This is a genomic window from Frigidibacter sp., from assembly GCF_030695035.1.
Taxonomy (GTDB): Bacteria; Pseudomonadota; Alphaproteobacteria; order Rhodobacterales; family Rhodobacteraceae; genus Frigidibacter.
In genome coordinates, this window is sequence record NZ_JAUYTT010000008.1 from 306,854 (window position 1) to 326,441 (window position 19,588).

Below are 19,588 nucleotides of genomic sequence, written 5' to 3' on the forward strand. Positions count from 1 at the left end.
AGTGTCCACCATGCCCGTCCTGAACCGGATCGCCGATTACGCCCCTCAGATGACCGCCTGGCGGCGGCATCTGCACCAGCACCCCGAACTGGGGTTCGAGTGCCAGGAAACTGCCGCCTTCATCGTGGAACGGCTGCGCGAGATCGGCGTCGATGAGATCCATGAGGGGATCGGGCGCACCGGCGTGGTGGCGATCCTCAACGGCAGCGCGCCGGGCGCGACCGTGGGCCTGCGCGCCGACATGGACGCGCTGCCGATCGTGGAGGTGACGGGCAAGCCCTATGCCTCCACCGTGCCGGGGCGGATGCATGCGTGCGGGCATGACGGCCATGTCACCATGCTGCTGGGGGCGGCGAAATACCTTGCGGAAACGCGGCGCTTTGCAGGCCGTGTGGCGTTGATCTTCCAGCCCGCCGAGGAAGATGGCGGCGGCGGCCTGGCGATGGTGGAGGACGGGATGATGGACCGCTTCGACATCCATGAGGTCTACGGCATCCACAACAGCCCCAACACGCCCTTCGGCCATTTCCACACGGCGCCGGGTCCGCTGATGGCGGCGGTGGATACGGCATGGGTCTATCTGACGGGCAAGGGCGGCCACGGCGCCACCCCGCATGAGACGGTCGACCCGATCCCTGCTGCGGTGGGGATGATCGGAGCGTTGCAGACGGTGGTGTCGCGCAATGTGTCGGCGCTGGATGAGCTGGTGATCTCTGTCACCCAGTTCCATTCCGGCACCGCCAGCAACATCATCCCCGAGGAGGCGTGGTTCTGCGCCACCATCCGCAGCTTCACGCCCGAGGTGCGGGCGCTGGCGAAGACGCGCTTCCACGCGATTGTCGAGGGCCATGCGGCGGCTTACGGGGTCGCGGCGCGGGTGGAGTATGACTGGGGCTACCCGCCGACGGTGAACCATGCGGCGCAGGCGGGCTTCGCTGCCGAGGTGGCACGCGAGATTTCCGGCGAGGCCGCGGTGCTGGCCGATGCGCCCAAGGAAATGGGCGCCGAGGATTTCAGCTACATGCTCGAGGCGCGGCCGGGGGCCTACCTGTTCCTCGGTACCGGACCGGGGGCAGGGCTGCATCACGGCGCCTTCGACTTCAACGACGAGGCAGCGCCGGTCGGGGCCAGCTTCTTCGCGCGGCTGGTGGAACGGGCACTGCCGCTGGCTTAGCGCGGCAGGGGGCCGTCGCGCAGGGCATAGCCAGCGTAGGCGGCGCGCAGGGCCAGCCGGCGGAGGCGCGGGAACGGGAAGCGGCGGGGCGGGGTGGTGATCAGCGCTGGCAGGCTGGTCGGTGCTCCTGCGATCAGCCGCGCCGCCTCGGCGCCGCCAAGCGAGGCGGCGGCGACGCCGTTGCCGTGCCAGCCGAAGGCGGCGAAGAGGCCGGGCGCGCCGGGGACGGGACCGATGTAGGGTGCAAGGCTGCCGGTGAGGCAGGCCAATCCCGACCAGGCGGTTTCGGTTTGTGCGCGCTTCCACGCCGGAAACAGCGCCTCGAAATGCTTGCGCAGCCGGGCGAGTGTCTCGGCCTCCGCCTTTGGCCGGGCGGAGAGCCCGCCGCGCATCCCGAACAGAAAGCGCCCGTCGGGAAGGTGGCGGAAGTAATGCAGCAGATGCCGCGAATCGTAAGCCATCAGCGGCGAGGTGAAGCCCTGCGCCGCGCGCTCCTCGGCGCTCAGCGGCCGCGTCACCAGAATCGCCGAGAAGACCGGCAGGGTGCGGCCGGAAAGCCAGGGCTGCAGATCCTCGGGCGCATAGCCATTCCCGGCGATCAGCACCTTGGCGGCGATCAGGCTGCCGCCGGGCGTGGTCAGCCGCCAGCCGCCTTGCACGGGCTCCAGCCGCGTCACCGGGCTCCGCCCGTAGATCCGCGCGCCGCCAGCCCCTGCCGCCCGCGCCAGGCCCTGCACATAGCGCATCGGGTTGAGCGGGAAGCCCTCGCCCCCAAGCGCGGCCCCGAAGAAGCCCGGCCCGGCCAGCCCGTGTTCGGCCAGCGCGCCCGCCGGGATCAGCCGCGGCGCAGAACCATGCAGGGCCGCCTCCGCCTCGGCCCCGGCCCGCATCGCGCCATAGGCGGCAGGCGAATGCGCCAGCAGCGCCTCCCCCTCCGGCCCCTGCCGCGCGTCGATCCCCTCCGCCTCCAGCAGCCCCGCGACATGGTCAATCGCCCGCCGCTGAAACCCGCGCCAGTCCCGCGCGCCCTGCACCCCGTGCCGCGCCACGATCCCCGCATCGGCCAGCTTGGCCCCACCCAGACAGCAGAACCCGCCATTCCTCCCCGACGCGCCCCAGCCCGGCTGCGCCGCCTCCAGCACCGCCACATCCACGCCATGCCCCCGCGCCAGCACCAGCGCCGCGTTCAGCCCGGCATAGCCCGCGCCGATCACCGCCACCTCGGCCCGCGCCGCGCCCTGAAGCGGTGCCAACGTCTGCAAGGGCACGGTCCCCGCCCAATGGCTCGCGGGCCAGGCCGGATCATAGGCCGCCGCCTCATAGAACTGTCGCACCGCCCATCCTTCCGACTTGCTTTTTCACAAATATCCCGGGGGGAGCGGGCCTGCCAAGGCCCGCCGGGGGCAGAGCCCCCCCTCTTGCTTTCAACTCCCCGCTTGACTCCACCCCGCGCACCAGCCGAGGTCTTCGCACCGGGACAGGAGGACAGCATGGCCCTTGAAGACGCCAAAACCCAGGTCGATCTGGCGTTCACCCGCGCCGAAACCCGCGGGCTCGCCTTCGAGAATGCCTTTGGCGGCGCGACCAGCTTCCTGCGGCGGCGCTATACCAAGGACCTGACCGGCGCCCATCTCGCCATCACCGGCGTGCCCTTCGATCAGGCGGTGACGCACCGCCCCGGCACCCGTTTCGGCCCCCGCGCGATCCGCGAGGCGAGCACGCTGCAGGCCTTCGATCCGCCCTATGGCTGGGGCTTCGATCCGCTGACCGAGTTCAGCATCGTCGATTACGGCGATCTGCCCTTTGATTATGCCAAGGTCGCCGACTTCCCGGACGCGCTGACCGCGCATATCCGCGGCATCCTCGCGGCCGGGCCCGGCACGATCACACTTGGCGGGGATCATTACATCACCTTCCCGATCCTCAAGGCCTATGCCGAGAAGTTCGGGCCGATCTCGCTGCTGCAGTTCGATGCCCATTCCGACACCTGGGTCGATGACGACATGACCCGCATCGACCATGGCACCATGTTCTACAAGGCGGTGAAGCTGGGGCTGGTGGACCCGGCGCGCTCGGTGCAGGTCGGCATCCGCACCGACAACCCCGATCCGCTCGGCGTGCATATCATCGACGCGCGCGAGGTACATGAGAAGGGGGTGGCCGCGGCGGTGGAGAAGATCCGCGGTATCCTCGGGGACCATCCCACCTACCTCACCTTTGACATCGACGCGCTGGACCCCGCCTTCGCGCCCGGCACCGGCACGCCGGTCTGGGGCGGGCTGGCCAGCTGGCAGGTCTCGGCGATGCTGCGCGATCTGGCGGGGATCAATCTGGTGGGCGGCGACGTCGTCGAGGTCTCGCCGCCCTATGACACCACCGGGGCCACGGCGATTGCGGGCGCGCATGTCGCGCATGAGCTGCTGGCACTCTATTGCTGGGGGAAGCGCGGGCGATGAAGTTCACCGCGATCCTGCTGGTCGTTCTGGCGCTTTGCGGGCTCGCCTGGGTGCGGCTTGCGCCCTCGGACCCCGAGCGCTGGCATGTGAACCCGCTGACGGCGCGCGACCCCGGCAGCCCCAATTTCGCGCGCATCCCGCCCGGTGAGATTGTCACGGCCGAAGACCCCGCCACCCTCGCGGCCCGCATCGACGCGGCGCTGATGGCCATGCCGCGGGTGACGCGGCTGGCGGGCGATCCGAAGGGCGGCTTCGTCACCTATGTCGCGCGCTCTCGGCTTCTGGGCTTCCCCGACTACGTGACGGTGCGGACCCTTGCCGCCGACCGCGGCGCGACCTTTGCCGCGCTGTCGCGGGCGCGGTTCGGGGCGTCGGATTTCGGCGTCAACGCCGCGCGGCTGCAGGCGTTGCGCGCGGCGCTGGAGTAGCGGCGCCGCTTCCCCCCGGCGCGGCCTTGCGCTACACCCGCCGCCATGCTGCCCACCGACACCCTTGACCAGATCACCCGCCGCTTCGAGTTTCTCGAGGCGAAGCTGAATGCTGGCGCCAGCCCGGCCGAGATTGCGGTGCTGAGCCGGGAATATTCCGAGCTGAAGCCGGTGGTGACCGAGATCGCCGCCTGGCGGCAGGCGGTGACCGATCTGGCCGAGGCCGAGGCAATGCTGGCCGATCCCGAGATGCGGGCGCTGGCCGAGGACGAGATCCCGGCGCTGAAGGCGCGGATCCCGGGGATGGAGGATCGCCTGCGCCTCGCGCTGCTGCCGCGCGATTCCGCCGATGCGCGCCCGGCGATCCTGGAAATCCGCCCCGGCACCGGGGGCGAGGAGGCGGCGCTCTTCGCGGGCGACCTCTTGCGCATGTATCAGCGCCATGCCGAGGCGCAGGGCTGGCGTTTCCAGATGCTGGAACTGTCCGAGACCGAGCTTGGCGGCGTCAAGGAAGCCATGGCGCGGATCGAGGGCGAGGGGGTCTTTGCCCGGCTGAAATACGAATCCGGCGTGCACCGGGTGCAGCGCGTGCCCGAAACCGAAAGCGGCGGGCGCATCCATACCTCGGCCGCAACGGTGGCGGTGCTGCCCGAGGCCGAGGAGGTGGATATCGACATCCCGGCGACCGATATCCGCATCGACACCATGCGCGCCAGCGGCGCCGGCGGGCAGCATGTGAACACCACCGATTCGGCGGTGCGGCTGACCCATATCCCCACTGGGATCGTGGTGACGAGTTCGGAAAAATCCCAGCACCAGAACCGCGCCAATGCGATGGCGGTGCTGCGCGCGCGGCTCTACGATCTGGAGCGGAGCCGGATGGACACCGCCCGCGCCGCCGACCGCAAGGCGCAGGTGGGGTCGGGGGACCGGTCGGAGCGGATCCGCACCTACAACTTCCCGCAGGGGCGGATGACCGATCACCGCATCAACCTGACGCTCTATTCGCTGGACAAGATCATCGCCGGGGATCTGGGCGAGATCATCGATGCGCTGGTGGCGCAGGATCAGGCGGAGAAGCTGGCGGCCCTGGAGGCGGGGGCGTGAGGGGGTTTTGCGCCCGGGTCTGGCCGGGCAGGGGGGCGCTGCCCCCCGTCGCCTGCGGCGTCTCCCCCCGGGATATTTGGGAAAAAGCAATGGGCAAGGGGTCGTGACCGGGGCCGAGGCCTTGCGCGCGGCTGTGGCGCGGCTGGCGGCGGCGGGGGTGGCCGATGCGCCGCGGGATGCGCGGCGGCTGCTGGCCCATGCGATGGGGATCGGGGCGGACCGGCTGCTGTTGCATCTGGGCGAGGTATTGCCCCCGGCGGCGGCGGCGGCGTTCGAGCTGGCGGTGGCGGCGCGGGCGGCGCGGCAGCCGGTCTCGCAGATCACCGGCAGCCGGCTGTTCTGGGGGCGGGCTTTCCGGGTGACGCGGGATACGCTCGACCCGCGGCCCGAGACGGAATGCCTGATCGCGGCGGCGCTGGAGCGGCCCTTTGGCCGGGTGCTGGATCTGGGCACCGGCACCGGTTGCATCGTGCTGACGCTGCTGGCGGAGCGGCCGGGGGCGCGGGGCATGGGCACCGACCTGTCGGAAGCCGCTCTGGCGGTGGCGGCCGGGAATGGTGTGGCTTTGGGGCTGGGGGAGCGGGTGAAGTTTGTTGCCTCGGACTGGTTCGCCGGTGTGACGGGGCAGTTCGATCTGATCGTGTCGAACCCGCCTTATATCACTGCCGAAGAGATGGCGTTGCTGGACCCCGATGTGCGCGACTGGGAGCCGCATATGGCGCTGACGCCGGGCGGTGACGGGCTGGATGCCTATCGCGCCATCGCTGCGGGGGCGGGCGCGCATCTGGCACCGGGCGGGCGGCTGCTGGTCGAGATCGGCCCCTTGCAGGGCGCGGCGGTGGAGGCGCTCTTCGCGGCGGCGGGGCTGAAGGGGATCCGGGCGCTACCCGATCTCGATGGGCGGGACCGCGTGGTCAGCGCCGAGGCTCCCTGACTTCCGCGGCGATGCGTCGCATTCTTCGCAAGAACACGGCGTTTTGCGGCAGATTTCCAAGTTTCTGCTTGCCTCATGCCCGGTGCCATGCTTACACAGGCCTTGTGACGGAGGGGCAACGAGGCCCCCCGCGCGCTCCGCCACCACCGCATCGCCCGTTCTTCCGCGCAACCATCACGTTCGGATGCGCCGGGCCGAAGCAGGGAAACCGGCCGGGGCTGTCAGCCGCAAAAGCCAGACGAATGGCGCGTCCACAAAGCCGCCAAGGCTCGCAACAAGCGAAAGCACATGAGATCATCCAAGTCCCGTTCGCGTTCCAAGTCGAACCGTCAGCGCACGCTCGGCAATATCATTAACCGCGTCTTCGACAGTTCGGGACCCGAGGGCAAGGTGCGTGGCACCCCCCAGCAGATCATCGACAAATACCTGATGCTGGCGCGCGACGCCCAGCTGTCGAATGACCGCGTGGCCGAGCAGAACTTCCTGCAACATGCCGAGCATTACACGCGGATGCTGGGCGAGGCGACGCGCGAGATGGGCCAGGATCAGCGCGCGCAGCAGGGCGGCCAGCCGCAGCCGCAGCAGGGCCAGAATGGCGGCCAGAACGGGAATGGCCAGCATGGCCAGAACGGGAATGGCAACGGCCAGAACGGCGGCCAGAACGGCAATGGCGGGCAAGAGCGCTACGCCGATGCCGGTGGCCATGACCGCGGCCAGCAGGACCGCAATCAGCAGCAGGACCGGAGCCAGCAGGACCGGAGCCAGCAGGATCGCGGGCAGCAAGATCGTGGCCAGCAGGAGCGGGGTCAACAGGACCGCAACCAAGGCGGTCAGCAGGACCGGGGCCAGCAGGATCGCAATCAACAGGACCGCAACCAAGGCGGTCAGCAGGACCGGGGCCAGCAGGACCGCAATCAGGGCGGCCAGCAGGACCGGAACCGCGAACAACGCAACGACCGTCCGCAGCGCGAGCGCGCGCCCGAGCCGATGACCGACCCGCGCGAGGATGGCGAAGACAGCGGCCTGGTGGAAACGCCGGAAATGCGTCCGCAGCAGCCGCGCCGCGAGCGCGCTCCGCAGGGCGAACGCCGCGCACCGCGGGGGCCGAAGCCGCAGGTTGAGGGCGAGGCTGCTGCCGAGCCGCGTGCCGCCGAGCCGAAAGCCGAACAGCCGCAGCCCGCGCCGGCAGAGCAACCGACGGATGTGCGGCGCGAGCTGACCCGTCTGGCGCAGCCCGAGGCCGAACCCGTCAAGGCGCCCAAGCCCCGCGCCCCGCGCAAGCCCCGTGCCAAACCGGCCGAGGACAGCAGCGAGCGCGCCGAGGATACGTCTTCGGCCGAGTGATCGGTGCTGTGCAGGAAGAAATGACAAGGCCCCCTCACGGGGGCCTTGTCATTTCGGGTGTCTGGTTGTCATGCCGGTGCCGAGCCAGCCCGCAGCTAAGCCTCAGCCCGCCGCCACGATCCGTGCCAGCAGGCAGAAGGCCTCGAGCCCGATCTCCTCGGCCCGCGCGGTGGGCGGGATCCCCGCCGCCTCCAGCTTGGCCTCGATGCCCGGGGACACGCCCTTCAGGCTGACGCGCAGCATCTTGCGGCGCTGGTTGAAACCGGCCGCCACGATCCGGTTCAGCACCGCGCCATCCGCCTCAAAGCGCGGCGCGGGCAGGGCGGTCAGATGCACCACCGCCGAATGCACCTTGGGGGCCGGGGTGAAGGCCTCGGGCGGCAGGCTCATCACGATCCGCGCCTCGCAGCGCCATTGCGCCAGCAGCGCGAGCCGCCCGTAGGCCTTCGATCCGGGCTTGGCCACGATCCGCTCGGCCACTTCCTTCTGGAACATCAGCGTCAGGCTCGACCACGCGGGCGGCCATACGGGCGGGGTCAGCCAGCGCACCAGCAGCTCGGTGCCCACATTGTAGGGCAGGTTCGCCGCGACCTTCCAGGGCGGGGTCAGATGCGCGGCAAGGTCCATGTCCAGCGCATCGCCGTTCAGCACCGTCAGCCGCCCCGGATAGGCCGCCGCGATCTCGGCCAGTGCGGGCAGGCAGCGCGCGTCCTTCTCCACCGCCACCACATGACGCGCGCCCTCGGCCAGCAGCCCGCGCGTCAGCCCGCCGGGGCCGGGGCCGACCTCCAGCACGTCATGCCCGGCCAGATCGCCCGCCAGCCGCGCGATCTTGGCGGTCAGGTTCAGGTCCAGCAGGAAGTTCTGGCCCAGCTGCTTCTTCGCGCTCAGCTCATGTGTGGCAATCACATCCCGCAGCGGCGGCAACCCGTCGATCGTTGCCATCAGCCCGCCCCGCCCAAAAACCCTGCGACTTCGTTTTGGTCGAAATATCCTCCGGGGGTCCGGGGGTGGAAAACCCCCGGCCTTGCCGCCCGCGCGCGCGCCGTCACTCCGAGGCCCGGGCCGCAGCCATCTCTGTCGCCATCCGCAGCGCCGCGATCAGGCTCGACGGATCGGCGACCCCGGTCCCTGCGATGTCGAAGGCCGTGCCATGGTCGGGCGAGGTGCGGATGAATGGCAGCCCCAGCGTCACGTTGACGCCGCCGGCGAAGTCCAGCGTCTTGATCGGGATCAGCGCCTGGTCGTGATACATGCAGATCGCCGCGTCATATTTCGCCCGCGCCGCAGGGTGGAACATGGTGTCGGCCGGCAGCGGCCCCGCGACGGCATAGCCCTCGGCGCGCAGCGCGGCGATCACCGGGGCGATGCGCTCGAGATCCTCGAGGCCCATGGTCCCGCCCTCGCCGGCATGGGGGTTGAGCCCCGCCACCGCCAGCCGCGGGCCATGAATCCCGAAATCCCGCTCCAGCGCGGCATGGGTGATGCGGATCGTGTCCGACAGCAGATCAGCGGTCAGCAGCCGCGGCACCTCGGACAGCGCGACATGGATGGTGACCGGCACCACGCGCAGGTCGGGGCAGGCCAGCATCATCACCACGCGGTCGACGCCCGCCAGATGCGCGAGGTATTCGGTATGGCCGGGATGGGCGAAGCCGGCGCCGTCCTTCAGCGCCTTCTTGGAGATCGGGGCGGTGCAGACGGCAGAGGCATGACCGCGCCCGACCAGCTGCACGGCGCGGGCGATCACTTCGATCACCGCGGCGGCGTTCTCGGGCGTCGGCGTGCCCGGGATCGCGGCACCGGGGAAGGGATGGGCCAGCACCGGCAGCGCATGGCCGGCGACCGAGAAGGCATCTTCGGGCGCGTCGATCAGCTGATGCGGAGCGCCTTGCGGCAGATGCGCGGGATCGCCGATCCAGAAGAAGGGCAGCCGGGCGCGCAGATGGTCCCAGGCCTTGACGGCGATCTCGGGGCCGATGCCGGCGGGTTCCCCGCAGGTCAGGGCCACCGGCAGCGGGGTGCGGGGCATACTCACGGGTACCGGATCGAGGCCCCGGCGCGCAGCTCGGCCATATAGGCCTCGGCGAAGGCCACCAGCCGTTCGTTCTGCAACCGGGCGCGGACCTGATCGCGCGGCACGGTTTTCGTATCCAGCAACGGCCCGCGCGAGCACAGCATCAGCACCATCAGCGCATCGCCGCGCGTCAGCGCGGTGGAAATCTCGCCGGGATCGAGCCGCGACAGTTCGGCGCGCAGATCGGCGGGCAGCGCGGAAGAGGGCTGGGTCTGCACCAGCAGCCGGTCGGCAGATACGCCGCTGGCAACGCCGTAGAGGTCATCGCAGGTATCCACCCGGGCGCGGATCTTGGCGGCTTCGGCCAGCGCCGCCTCGCTGCGCCCGCCGGGCAGCAGCACTTGCGCATATTTCAGCGCCTCGACCCCCGCGGGCAGCGCGGCGGGGGCCGCGGCGCGTTCATGCAGCAGGAACATCGCATAGGCGCCGGGGCCGACCTGCACCGGGGCGCTGATCTGGCCGGGGGACAGGGCGGCGACGCGGCCGCGCACCTGCTCGGGCAGGCTGCTCAGCGCCATCCAGTCCAGCTGGCCGCCTGCCTCGCGGGTGGCGGCGGTGGAATATTGCCGGGCTGCGGTGTCAAAGCTTGCCTCGGTGGTGGCGATTGTCGCCACCCGCTCGGCCAGCAGCCGGGCGCGGGCATCCTCTTCGGGGGCGCGGCGGATGATGATTTCCGACAGCAGCACCCGCGGGCCTTCGGGAACCTCGTCGCCAAAGCCCTGCTCGGCAATCGCCTGCTCGACCTCGGCATCGGTTGCGCGGCTGCGGCCGACAAAGCGGGCGCGCACCACGTCGCGCCAGACGATACCGGCAGCGACGAAATCGCGGAAGGTTTCGGCGGAGACGCCGGCCTTCTGCAGCTCGCCCACGAACTGCTCGGCGGTCAGATTGGCGCGGGCGGCGAATTCCTCCATCCCGGCCTGCACCTGTTCGGCGTTCGCCTCCATCCCCATCGACTTGGCGGCGCTGCTGCGCAGGCGGTCGTCGATCAGCGCATCCAGCGCGCCGTCGATCATCTCGGGCGGGGCGTTCAGCAGGGTCAGAAACAGGCGGCGCTGCTGCAATTCGTATTCGGTGATCGCACTGTCATTCACGAAGACCTGCGCGGCGAACTGTCCGCCTTGGGCCAGAACCGGCGCCGAACAGGCGGCAAAGGCCGCCACCGCGAGGGCCGGGAGGATGAGGAAATTGCGCATCGGTCGGGTCCGTTCTGCTCTGGTCCTGTCGTTGCCGTCCGCGCCCTGCCGGGTCTCAGCCGCCGCAGCTGCGGCGCGCCGCAGTTGCCCGATTGCCCGAGCCGAAGCCGTTCAGCACCACCGAAAGGTCGATATCGGTAGTGGGGCGTACACTAGTCGAGGATGTGAAGCGGCGCGAGAGGGAAAGATCGAAGGTGACGCATTCGGTGGCATATTGCAGCCCAAGCCCGGCGCGGGCGGCGCGTTCGGCCTCGAAGTCATAGCGGGTTTCGATGGCGGCGGCCCAGGCATCGGTGATCGCCCAGTCGGCATCGAGCGTCCATTCCGAGGTGGGTACGGTGCGCGCCTCGGCCAGATCTTCCTCCAGCCAGATGTAGGACGATCCGATCCCGTAGCTGTCCGTGCGCCACGAGAACCGCAATTCCTCGCGCGAGAGGTCGAACTCGTCATTGAAAATCGCGCGATTGGTGACGGTCAGCCCGCCGGAGCCAGCATATTGCGTGGCCAGCAGCCAGTCGGAGGTGGCGCCGTCAAGGCCGCTGGAGGTGTTGAACTGGCCGAGGTTCTCGGGCCGCACCACCCGCCCCAGCGTCAGCGCCAGCGAGCTGCCATCCACCGCCTGCCGGGTGACGGAAAAGCCCAGATTGGCGCGCAGCCCCGCCTCATGCGCATCGGCGCCGGGGAAACGGTCAAGCGAGAAGAGGTTGCCCTCGTCAAACTCCACCAGCACAGAGTCCTCATTCGGCACGACGTCGTCGGCGGCATCCTTGGGGCTCCAGCCGATCTGCACCACCGGCTCCACCACCCAAGAGGCGGCGCCCGCGCTGCCCGCGCGCATGAACGGCCAGCGCAGTTCCACCGCCGCCGCCGGGGTCACGCGGGTGACGTTGCGGTCATAGGCCGGGTCCTGGCTGATGCGGTAGATATCGGCGGTGATCTCGGTCAGGCCGGCAAAGACCATGCCATTGTCCAGCACCCAATTGCGCCGCCAGTCGGCGCGCAGCGAAGCGCGGGCGACATCGCGCCCGTCCACCACGCCGTCGCCATTGGCGTCCGTGTCCTCATCCGACCAGCGCCGGTGGCTGTGGGTCTGGAAGCGCAGCCCGCCCTCGCCGCCGATCAGTGCGGGGGCAAATCGGCGGTGCCAGGTCACGTCGCTGACCAGCGTCGGCAGGGTCGAATTGTCCTCGCTGTCGCGCAGCGAGCGGTAGTTGACTACGCGGCCAAGGATGTATTCGTTGCGCCTTGTGCGGGTGATCTCCACCCCCGTTTCCAGCCGGTCCTTGTTGTCGAGCCCGTAATCGCTGGGATAGGCCTCGTCCGACACCATCTCGATACCGAAGTTCAGCCGGTAGCCTTCCGGCAATGCAAAGCTGCCGGTTCCGAACAGATAGGCGCGGGTGCCGTCTTCCAGATCATCGCGGCTGACAGCGCCGTTCAGCTCTATGCTGCCGGTGCGGAAGGCCTGACGATAGCGCAGCTCTACCGTCCGCGTCGCGCTGGTCGAGACATAGGGTGTGACGGTCAGGTCGCGGCTGTCGCCGATCGGGATGAAATAGGGCAGCTTGATCCCGGTGCCGAGGCCGGTGGTGGTGCGGATGCTGGGGATCAGGAACCCGGGCGAGCGGTCCAGCGTCGGGTCCGGCATCCGCAGCATCGGGAACCAGAACACCGGCAGGCCTACCACACGGAACTGGGCGTTGTCGAAGTAGAGTTGCTGGGCCTGCTCGTCATGCACGACACGGCTGGCGCGGATCTCCCAGACCGGGATCGGGTTGCTGGCGCAAACCTCGCAGGACGAGGCGCGCACCCTTGTAGCGCGGTTATAGCGGCCCGACACGCGCGAGATTTCGGCGGCGGCGATCTGCAGCTGGCGGTCGAGCACGATCCGCGCGCCGGTCAGGATGCCGTTGGTCAGGTCGGCCGACAGCTCTGCCGCCGAGGCCAGCAAGATCGTGTCGCCGCCATTCTCGACAATGGTGATCGGCCCCTCGATCTGCAGACGTTCGGTGGCGGGGTCATAGATCAGGCTTCCGGCGGTCATCCGTGCGGTACCGTGGAACACCTCGACCGAGCCTGCCGCCGTCAGCCGCCCATCGGCATCGATGAACACGGTATCTGCGACCAGCGTGGCGGGGGCGCTGCCGGTCTGCGCCTGCGCCACGGCAACAGGGGCAAGGCTCAGCGCCATCGGCGACACGCTCAGCGCCAAAGCGGCGGTAAGGGCCTTGAACGCGCGGCGCATCAGCCATCCTCCAGGTGCAGCAACAGCCCAAGCGAGAACAGCACCGCCGCGGCCGGCGGGCTCCAGGCGGCAAGGGCCACCGGGATCTGCCCGTTCTCGCCCAAGACTTGCGCGAAATTCCGCAAGAAGAAAATCGCGAAACCGGCACCCATGGCGAAAAGCACCATCAGCCCGGTGCGGCCAAAGCGGGCATGGCGCATGGTGAAGCCCGCCCCCAGCAGCACCATTGCCGCCAGCAGCAGTGGCAGCGCCAGCTCCATCTGCAGCCAGACCGCGTGCTTGCGCGCCGAGAAGCCCGCGCCCTCCAGCCCGTCGATAAAGGCCGGCAGATCCCAGATCGGGATCGATGAGGGCGTGCCGAAACTGTCGCGGATGCGGTCGGCCGTCAGGTCGGACGGGATGGCCAGCGTGTCATGAAACTGCGCGTCACGCTCGGGGTTCTCGGCATCCCCCAGCCGCCATTCCTTGACGTTGTGCAAGGTCCAGGCGCCGTCGGCCAGCCGGGCAGTCTCTGCCTCCAGCCGCAAGGTTGGCCCTGCCTCGGGCGCGAAGGACAGGAAGGTCGCGCCGTAAAGCTCTGTCCCGTCAAGGTTGGCGCGGTCGGCGCGGATCACCGATTGCCCTTCGGGCCCGCCCTGGCGCAGCCACAGCCCCTCACGGCTGATCGACAACACGCTCTGCTCGCCCAGCTTGTAGCGCGAGGCTTCCACCTCATACTGTTTCGAGGTGGCGGCGACGATGGGGTTCATCACCGCCACCGCCAGCGCGCCGATCACGAGGGCGGTCACCACCGGCGCCACCAGCGTGCGCATCGCGGAGCGACCGGCAGCGCGGATCACCACCAGTTCGGACGAGCGGGCGAGGGCGAGGAACAACGCAATCGTGGCCAGGATCACCACCAGCGGCAAGATGTGGTAGAGCCCCGCCGGCACGTTCAGCGCCGCCAGCCAGGCCGCTGCCCCCAACCCGCCGCCGGTTTCAAAGCGCCGCACCTGCTCGACCATGTCCACCATGAACATGATGCCGAAGAACACGCCGAAGACGCCAAGGAACATCGTGGCAAAGCGGCGCGCGATATAGAGCGAGAGGGTCATGCCGCGCCCTCGGCCACATGTGCGCGGATCCGCCGCGGCCGCGCCGCCAGCCAAAGAAGGCCCGCCGCGAGCGCAGAGCCCACGACCACCGGCAGATAGGCCAGCGGCCAGAGTGCTTCATCGCTTTGCGCGGCGCTGGCACCGACATTGGACAGCATCTGCACCACGATCATCAGCACCACTGCCACCGCGATCTGCCGCCAGACGCCAAAGCGGCTGAAGCTGCCGGTCAGCAGTGCCGAAAAGCCGATCACGGCAAAGACGGCGGCGGTCAGGGGCTGGGAAAAGCGGGAATGGCCCTCGGCCAGAAACACCGCCCGGGATTCGCGGGCGGTTTCCAGTTGCTCGGGCGTGGGGAACAGCAGCACGGGGGTGGAAAACTCGCGCAGGTCACGCCGGCGGGCGGTGGCTTGGGTGATCAGCGCGCCGATGTCATAGGTGAAATCGTCAAAGCGGGTCACGAACAGCCGGTTGCCCTCGGCCTGCAGGGTCTGCGCCATGCCCTCGAACATCACCAGCTTGGGACCGGTCTCGGCCTTGATCAGCAGCGCGCGTTCGGCGGTATAGGTCGTGCGCTGCGTCTTGTCGCGCGCGTCCGACAGGTAGATGTCCAGCAACTCGCCGTTGAGCGTGATCTCGCGGATATAAAGCGTGATGCCGGCCGCCGGGTGCTGGAAGCTGCCATCGACCAGAAACTGCGCTGTGATGTTCTCGGCGATCTCGGTGCGCCGTTCGGCAAGGCCGGTGCGGCTGGCCGGCACCAGCACATGCGTCAGCACCGACAGAAGCACTGCCACGGTCAGCCCGAAGGCCACCGCCGGCCGCGCCAGCCGCCAGGGCGAGAAGCCGGTGGCCTGCATCACGACCAGCTCGCTTTCGGCAGAGAGGCGGTTGGTGACATAGACCGCGGCGGCAAAGGCCGAGACCGGCAGCACCATGCGGATCACATTGGGCAGGGTCAGCGCGCTGAACTCGAGGAAGACCCAGGCCGACTGGCCATCGGCGATCAGCTGCTCGAACAGCCGCACCGCCTGGTTGATCCAGTAGACCGAGACCAGCACGAGCGAGAAGAAGCCGAACAGAGTCAGCAGTTGCGACAGCAAGTATCTGTCGAATCTGGACACCTGTGCTGTCTCCCCCGCTGGTCTGGCCCCCTCCTAGCCCAATCGCCGGGCCGGGAAAAGGGAGTGTCTTGGGGCAGGGCAGGCACAGCAGAATTTCGTCGACGGCCGAAATTCTGGGTGGCGCTTCTTGCTGGCCGAGCGCGATGCGGGCTTTGAGCAGCTGGCTCGAACTTGAGTGATGGCCGGGAAACTGGCATCTGGCCAAGCCCGGACCTGCGGGCTAGTGTCCGCCAAAGGCCCGCCCGCCGCCGGAAGCCACCCCGCCATGCCATCCGGCCGGGCCGCCCGCCAGGCAAACCGGACCGCCACCCAAGGCACCCAGATTTCAGACCGCAGAGCAAAGGCAGCACCATGACCGCACCCGTCGCCATCCATTTCCGCGAAACCGATGTCGAGGCGCTGGCCGGCCATCCTGGCCGCATTGCCGTGCTGCTGCCCGAGGGCGGCGCGCTCGATACCGGGGCCAAGCGGCTGGACCGGGCGATGAAGGGGGCGCTGTCGCGCTATGCCGCCAGCCCGGCCTTCGGCAAGCTGAAGGCGGGCGAGGGCGCGGATCTTGGCTACCCCGCGGGGCTGGCCGCCGAGGCGGTGCAGGTGATCCGGCTGGACCGCAAGGCAAGCGTGGAAGACGCGCGCAAGGCCGGCGCCACCATCGGCAAGGCCCTGACCGAGGCCGGTGCGCTGGTGCTGGCGGGCGGCCATGCCCGCGCGGCCGAGATCGCGCTTGGCCTCGCGCTGCGCGCCTATGACTTCACCGCCCACAAGACCGCCGAGCCCAAAGTGCTTGGCGAGGTCACCTTCATGGTCGCCAAGCCCGAGGCGGTGGCGGCCGAGGCCCGGCCGATGGCGGCGCTGGCCGAAGGGGTGTTCTTCACCCGCGACCTGATCAACGAACCGGCCAACGTGCTGACCACCTATGATTTCGCCGCTAGGCTGGCGGCGATGCACGAGCTTGGCCTCGATGTCGAGATCCTCGAGGAGGAGGAGCTGACCAAGCTTGGCATGGGCGCGCTTCTGGGCGTGGGCATGGGATCGGAAAGCCCCTCCAAGGTGGTGGTGATGCAGTGGAACGGCGGCGGCGACGAGCCCCCGCTGGCGCTGGTCGGCAAGGGCGTGGTGTTCGACACCGGCGGCATCTCGATCAAGCCCGCGGGCGGCATGGAAGAGATGACGATGGACATGGGCGGCGCCGGCGTGGTGGCGGGCGTGATGCGCACGCTGGCGCTGCGCGGGGCCAAGGCCAATGTGGTGGGGATTGTCGGCCTCGTCGAGAACATGCCCGACGGGCGCGCGCAGCGACCGGGGGATGTGGTCCGTTCGATGAAGGGCGACACCATCGAGGTGATCAACACCGATGCCGAGGGGCGGCTGGTTCTGGCCGATGTGCTTTGGTACGCGCAGGACCGCTTCAAGCCCTCGGGCGTGATCGACCTTGCCACCCTGACCGGCGCGATCATCATCGGCCTCGGGCATGAGAATGCCGGGGTGTTCTCCAACAACGACGCCTTCGCCGGCGCCTTCCTGAAGGCGGCGAAGGCCGAGGGCGAGGGCGCCTGGCGGATGCCGATGGGCGCGGCCTATGATGCCAAGCTGAAATCCCGCATTGCCGACATGATGAATGTCGGCGGCCGCCCCGGCGGCGCGATCACCGCGGCGCAGTTCCTGGCGCGGTTCATCAAGGAGGGGATGCCCTGGATCCACCTCGACATCGCCGGGGTGGCTCTGCCGCCCGCGGAAACCGCGCTGGCCCCCAAGGGCGCCAGCGGCTGGGGGGTGATGGCGCTGAACCGGCTGATCCAGGATGGCTACGAGCCGGCCGACAAGGCCTGAGGCCTTCATGCCGGCCCTCTTCTACCAGCTGACCCGCTCGACCCTCGAGCAGACGGCCGAGACGATCCTGCAGCGCGCGCTGAAGCAGGGCTGGCGCGTAACCCTGCGCGGCAGCGATGTGGGGGTGCTGGCGCGGCTCGACGCGGCGCTGTGGGTGGGGGATGAGGCGGGGTTCCTGCCGCATGGCCTTGCGGGCGGGCCGCATGACGCCGATCAGCCGGTGCTGCTGACCACCGGGCCCGGGCTGCCCAACGATCCGCAGGCGCTGATGGCCATCGGCGGCGCGCCGGTGGAGGCGGGCGAGGTGGCGGCGCTGAGCCGGGTGTGGATCCTGTTCGACGGGGTGGATCCGGTGTCGTTGGGGGCGGCGCGTGCCCAGTGGCGCGAGCTGACGGCCGCCGGGGCTTCGGCGCAGTACTGGAGCGAAGAGGGCGGCGGCTGGGAGAAGAAGGCGGAGCGGTGAGCGCTTGGCCGAGGCCGGGCGTTGCCCCCGGACGTTGCCAAAGCCGGGGGCCAGCCCCCCGAACCCCGGGATATTTGGACCAAAACGAAGGGGAAGGGGGCGGCGGCCGGGCAGTGGCGCGCTCTCGCTGGCGTGAGGGGGGCGGCGCAGAATCCCCGTGACCCTCTCACCGGAAGCCGGTAAGCGGGAACAGGATTGTGACAGCAGACCGGACCCCCCACATGACCGCCTTCCCGCTTGAGATCCGTCCGCTGGTGCCTGCGGATCAACAGGACTGGTCCCGGCTCTGGACCGCCTATCTGGCCTTCTACAGCACGGTGTTGCCGGCAGAGGTTCATGCCACGACCTGGGAGCGGCTGCTGGGGGATGGGTTCTATGACCCGCGCGGGATGATCGCGCGGCAGAACGGGCAGGCGGTGGGGCTGGTGCAGTTCCTGTTGCATCGCAGCGGCTGGAAGATCGAGCCTGTGACCTACATGCAGGACCTCTATGTCGAACCCTGGACCCGCGGCACCGGTGTTGGCCGGGCGCTGATCGAGGCGGTCTATGCCGAGGCGGACCGGCTGGGGGCGCCTGCCGTCTATTGGCTGACCAACGAGGGAAATTATACCGCACGGCAGCTTTATGACCGGGTGGGGGTGCAATCGCCGTTCCTGCGCTACAATCGCCCCGCATGAGCATTGCCGCACCCATTGCCGGTTTGCGTGCCGCACTGATTCTGGCGCTGGTTTTGGCCGGATGCGCGCCGGCGGGTCCGCATGTCTCGACCCTGCGCGCCACGCCGGTCAGCTTCCCCAATGCCGAGCCGCTGCCGCCGATGCGCCAGTTCGGCGCAACGCGGCCGATGCCGGTGCTGCGCCCCAATGCGCAGATCGCGCGGGACTTTCTGGAGCTGAGCTTCCAGATGGAGAGCGGGCGGGAATTGCCGGTGCTGACCCGGTTCGAAGGTCCGGTGGCGCTGCATGTCCGGGGCACCGTGCCGCCCACCGCCCGCGCCGATATCGACAAGCTGGCGGCGCGGCTGCGCACCGAGGCGAAGATCCCGCTGCGCGTCGTCGCAGGCCCGGCCCCGGCCAGCGGCAATGTGATCGTGGTGGAGTTCCTGCCGCGCGCCACGATGCAGGCGCTGGTGCCGGAGGCGGCCTGCTTCGTGGTGCCGCGCGTCAGCAGCTGGGACGAGTACCGCGCCGCCCGCCGCTCGGCCCTGCTCGACTGGGCGACGCTGACGGTGCGGCAGCGCGCGACGGTGATGATCCCGTCGGACACCTCGCCGCAGGAGATCCGCGATTGCCTGCATGAAGAGGTGGCGCAGGCGCTCGGCCCGCTGAACGACATCTACCGCCTGCCCGATTCGGTGTTCAACGATGACAATTTTCACGCGATCCTGACCGGCTTCGACATGCTGGTGCTGCGGCTTTACAACGCGCCCGAGTTGGCCAGCGGCATGACCCGGGCCGAGGTGGCGGCGCGGTTGCCGGGGCTGCTCGCCCGCGCCAATCCGCGCGGCGGCAGCGCGGCGCAAAGCGCGCCGGCCGATCCCACGCCGCGTCCTTGGATCGACGCGGTGGAGCGGGCGCTTGGGCCGCGCGCATCGGACTCGGCGCGGCGCGAGGCGGCGCGGCGGGCGGTGGCGATCGCGCAGGCCTCTGGCTGGACAGATGCCCGCGCCGGTTTCGCCTGGTTCGCACTGGCGCGGCTCAGCCTGTCGGGCGATCTGGAGACCGCCTTCACCGGCTTCCTGCGCGCCGCGCTGATCTACCGCTCGCGCCCCGGGATGGAGATTCAGGCGGCCCATGTCGACATGCAACTGGCCGCCTTCGCGCTGTCGGCGGGGCAGGCCGAGGATACGCTGACCTTTGTGGATCGGTCGCTGCCGGTGGTGGCGCAGGCCGAGAATGCGGCGCTTCTGGCCACCTTGATGCTGCTGCGGGCCGAGGCGCTGGAGCTTCTGGGGCGGGCGTCGGAGGCACGGGAGGTGCGGCTGGACGCGATGGGATGGGCGCGCTATGGCTTCGGCCCGGAGATCGAGGTGCGCCGCCGGGTGGCCGAGATTGCGGCGCTGTCGCCGCGGGCGCGGACCGCTGCCGCGGCGCAGTAGGTGGGCGCAGGAAAGGAC

17 protein-coding genes are annotated in these 19,588 nt (G+C 69.6%); 10 read left to right on the forward strand and 7 right to left on the reverse strand.

The genetic code is table 11. The annotated features are described in order from the left end of the window. The first annotated feature begins 10 nt into the window (after positions 1-10). On the forward strand, positions 11-1,174 hold the full coding sequence (locus tag Q8S30_RS05655) for a M20 aminoacylase family protein (RefSeq protein ID WP_305665061.1): 1,164 nt from the start codon (positions 11-13) through the stop codon (positions 1,172-1,174). Here Q8S30_RS05655 and Q8S30_RS05660 read toward each other — a convergent pair. Continuing rightward, complete coding sequence (locus Q8S30_RS05660) at positions 1,171-2,508, reverse strand: FAD-binding oxidoreductase (protein WP_305665062.1); 1,338 nt, start codon at positions 2,506-2,508, stop codon at positions 1,171-1,173. The genes Q8S30_RS05655 and Q8S30_RS05660 overlap by 4 nt on opposite strands. 156 nt (positions 2,509-2,664) lie before the next feature. Between Q8S30_RS05660 and speB the strand changes: the two genes are divergently transcribed. The 5 genes from speB to Q8S30_RS05685 all read left to right on the forward strand — a co-directional run bounded on the left by speB (position 2,665) and on the right by Q8S30_RS05685 (position 7,443). After that, positions 2,665-3,630, forward strand: a complete 966-nt coding sequence (speB, locus tag Q8S30_RS05665) for an agmatinase (RefSeq protein ID WP_305665063.1) — start codon at positions 2,665-2,667, stop codon at positions 3,628-3,630. Next, entirely contained in the window at positions 3,627-4,058 is a 432-nt protein-coding gene (locus Q8S30_RS05670) for a DUF1499 domain-containing protein (protein WP_305665064.1), read from the forward strand. The genes speB and Q8S30_RS05670 overlap by 4 nt, the downstream gene beginning before the upstream one ends. Positions 4,059-4,103: 45 nt before the next feature. After that, complete coding sequence (prfA, locus tag Q8S30_RS05675; RefSeq protein WP_305665065.1) at positions 4,104-5,165, forward strand: peptide chain release factor 1; 1,062 nt, start codon at positions 4,104-4,106, stop codon at positions 5,163-5,165. A gap of 103 nt (positions 5,166-5,268) precedes the next feature. Then, the gene (prmC, locus tag Q8S30_RS05680) at positions 5,269-6,099 is read left to right on the forward strand and encodes a peptide chain release factor N(5)-glutamine methyltransferase (protein ID WP_305665066.1); all 831 of its coding nucleotides are present in this window, start codon (positions 5,269-5,271) and stop codon (positions 6,097-6,099) included. 288 nt (positions 6,100-6,387) lie between these two features. After that, entirely contained in the window at positions 6,388-7,443 is a 1,056-nt protein-coding gene (locus tag Q8S30_RS05685; RefSeq protein WP_305665067.1) for a DUF4167 domain-containing protein, read from the forward strand. 102 nt (positions 7,444-7,545) lie between these two features. Here the strand turns inward: Q8S30_RS05685 and rsmA are convergent, their stop codons facing one another. The 6 genes from rsmA to lptF form a co-directional block, all read right to left on the reverse strand. Then, entirely contained in the window at positions 7,546-8,388 is an 843-nt protein-coding gene (gene rsmA / locus Q8S30_RS05690) for a 16S rRNA (adenine(1518)-N(6)/adenine(1519)-N(6))-dimethyltransferase RsmA (RefSeq protein ID WP_305665068.1), read from the reverse strand. Positions 8,389-8,491: 103 nt separating this feature from the next. Further along, positions 8,492-9,475 carry a 4-hydroxythreonine-4-phosphate dehydrogenase PdxA gene (gene pdxA, locus Q8S30_RS05695; RefSeq protein WP_305665667.1) on the reverse strand — a complete coding sequence of 328 codons (984 nt, stop codon included), beginning with the start codon at positions 9,473-9,475 and terminating at the stop codon, positions 8,492-8,494. 2 nt (positions 9,476-9,477) lie between these two features. Continuing rightward, positions 9,478-10,716 (reverse strand): peptidylprolyl isomerase, encoded by a 1,239-nt coding sequence (locus tag Q8S30_RS05700; RefSeq protein ID WP_305665069.1) that lies wholly within the window; start codon positions 10,714-10,716, stop codon positions 9,478-9,480. 55 nt (positions 10,717-10,771) lie between these two features. Further along, a complete protein-coding gene (locus Q8S30_RS05705) occupies positions 10,772-12,961 on the reverse strand; it encodes an LPS-assembly protein LptD (RefSeq protein ID WP_305665070.1) in 2,190 nt (729 codons plus the stop codon). Then, positions 12,961-14,055, reverse strand: a complete 1,095-nt coding sequence (gene lptG / locus Q8S30_RS05710) for an LPS export ABC transporter permease LptG (RefSeq protein ID WP_305665071.1) — start codon at positions 14,053-14,055, stop codon at positions 12,961-12,963. Before lptG ends, Q8S30_RS05705 begins: the two co-directional genes overlap by 1 nt. After that, positions 14,052-15,179 (reverse strand): LPS export ABC transporter permease LptF, encoded by a 1,128-nt coding sequence (lptF, locus tag Q8S30_RS05715; protein ID WP_305665072.1) that lies wholly within the window; start codon positions 15,177-15,179, stop codon positions 14,052-14,054. The genes lptG and lptF overlap by 4 nt, the downstream gene beginning before the upstream one ends. A gap of 351 nt (positions 15,180-15,530) precedes the next feature. Between lptF and Q8S30_RS05720 the strand changes: the two genes are divergently transcribed. From Q8S30_RS05720 to Q8S30_RS05735, 4 genes are all read left to right on the forward strand, one after another. Then, positions 15,531-17,009 carry a leucyl aminopeptidase gene (locus Q8S30_RS05720; protein WP_305665073.1) on the forward strand — a complete coding sequence of 493 codons (1,479 nt, stop codon included), beginning with the start codon at positions 15,531-15,533 and terminating at the stop codon, positions 17,007-17,009. 7 nt (positions 17,010-17,016) lie between these two features. Beyond that, positions 17,017-17,472: a DNA polymerase III subunit chi gene (locus Q8S30_RS05725; RefSeq protein ID WP_305665074.1), complete on the forward strand. Its 456-nt coding sequence runs from the start codon at positions 17,017-17,019 to the stop codon at positions 17,470-17,472. 221 nt (positions 17,473-17,693) lie between these two features. Further along, entirely contained in the window at positions 17,694-18,149 is a 456-nt protein-coding gene (locus Q8S30_RS05730; protein WP_305665075.1) for a GNAT family N-acetyltransferase, read from the forward strand. Then, entirely contained in the window at positions 18,146-19,570 is a 1,425-nt protein-coding gene (locus Q8S30_RS05735) for a DUF2927 domain-containing protein (RefSeq protein WP_305665076.1), read from the forward strand. The genes Q8S30_RS05730 and Q8S30_RS05735 overlap by 4 nt, the downstream gene beginning before the upstream one ends. The last annotated feature ends 18 nt before the right edge of the window (positions 19,571-19,588 follow it).

What these genes read in the sequence shown, in the direction of transcription:
- rsmA (WP_305665068.1), bottom strand. Translation starts at nt 8,388, where the DNA reads ATGGCAACGATCGACGGGTTGCCGCCGCTGCGGGATGTGATTGCCACA.
- Q8S30_RS05705 (WP_305665070.1), bottom strand. Translation starts at nt 12,961, where the DNA reads ATGCGCCGCGCGTTCAAGGCCCTTACCGCCGCTTTGGCGCTGAGCGTG.
- Q8S30_RS05700 (WP_305665069.1), bottom strand. Translation starts at nt 10,716, where the DNA reads ATGCGCAATTTCCTCATCCTCCCGGCCCTCGCGGTGGCGGCCTTTGCC.
- pdxA (WP_305665667.1), bottom strand. Translation starts at nt 9,475, where the DNA reads ATGCCCCGCACCCCGCTGCCGGTGGCCCTGACCTGCGGGGAACCCGCC.
- speB (WP_305665063.1), top strand. Translation starts at nt 2,665, where the DNA reads ATGGCCCTTGAAGACGCCAAAACCCAGGTCGATCTGGCGTTCACCCGC.
- prfA (WP_305665065.1), top strand. Translation starts at nt 4,104, where the DNA reads ATGCTGCCCACCGACACCCTTGACCAGATCACCCGCCGCTTCGAGTTT.
- Q8S30_RS05655 (WP_305665061.1), top strand. Translation starts at nt 11, where the DNA reads ATGCCCGTCCTGAACCGGATCGCCGATTACGCCCCTCAGATGACCGCC.
- Q8S30_RS05670 (WP_305665064.1), top strand. Translation starts at nt 3,627, where the DNA reads ATGAAGTTCACCGCGATCCTGCTGGTCGTTCTGGCGCTTTGCGGGCTC.
- Q8S30_RS05720 (WP_305665073.1), top strand. Translation starts at nt 15,531, where the DNA reads ATGACCGCACCCGTCGCCATCCATTTCCGCGAAACCGATGTCGAGGCG.
- lptG (WP_305665071.1), bottom strand. Translation starts at nt 14,055, where the DNA reads ATGACCCTCTCGCTCTATATCGCGCGCCGCTTTGCCACGATGTTCCTT.
- Q8S30_RS05685 (WP_305665067.1), top strand. Translation starts at nt 6,388, where the DNA reads ATGAGATCATCCAAGTCCCGTTCGCGTTCCAAGTCGAACCGTCAGCGC.
- Q8S30_RS05725 (WP_305665074.1), top strand. Translation starts at nt 17,017, where the DNA reads ATGCCGGCCCTCTTCTACCAGCTGACCCGCTCGACCCTCGAGCAGACG.
- Q8S30_RS05730 (WP_305665075.1), top strand. Translation starts at nt 17,694, where the DNA reads ATGACCGCCTTCCCGCTTGAGATCCGTCCGCTGGTGCCTGCGGATCAA.
- Q8S30_RS05735 (WP_305665076.1), top strand. Translation starts at nt 18,146, where the DNA reads ATGAGCATTGCCGCACCCATTGCCGGTTTGCGTGCCGCACTGATTCTG.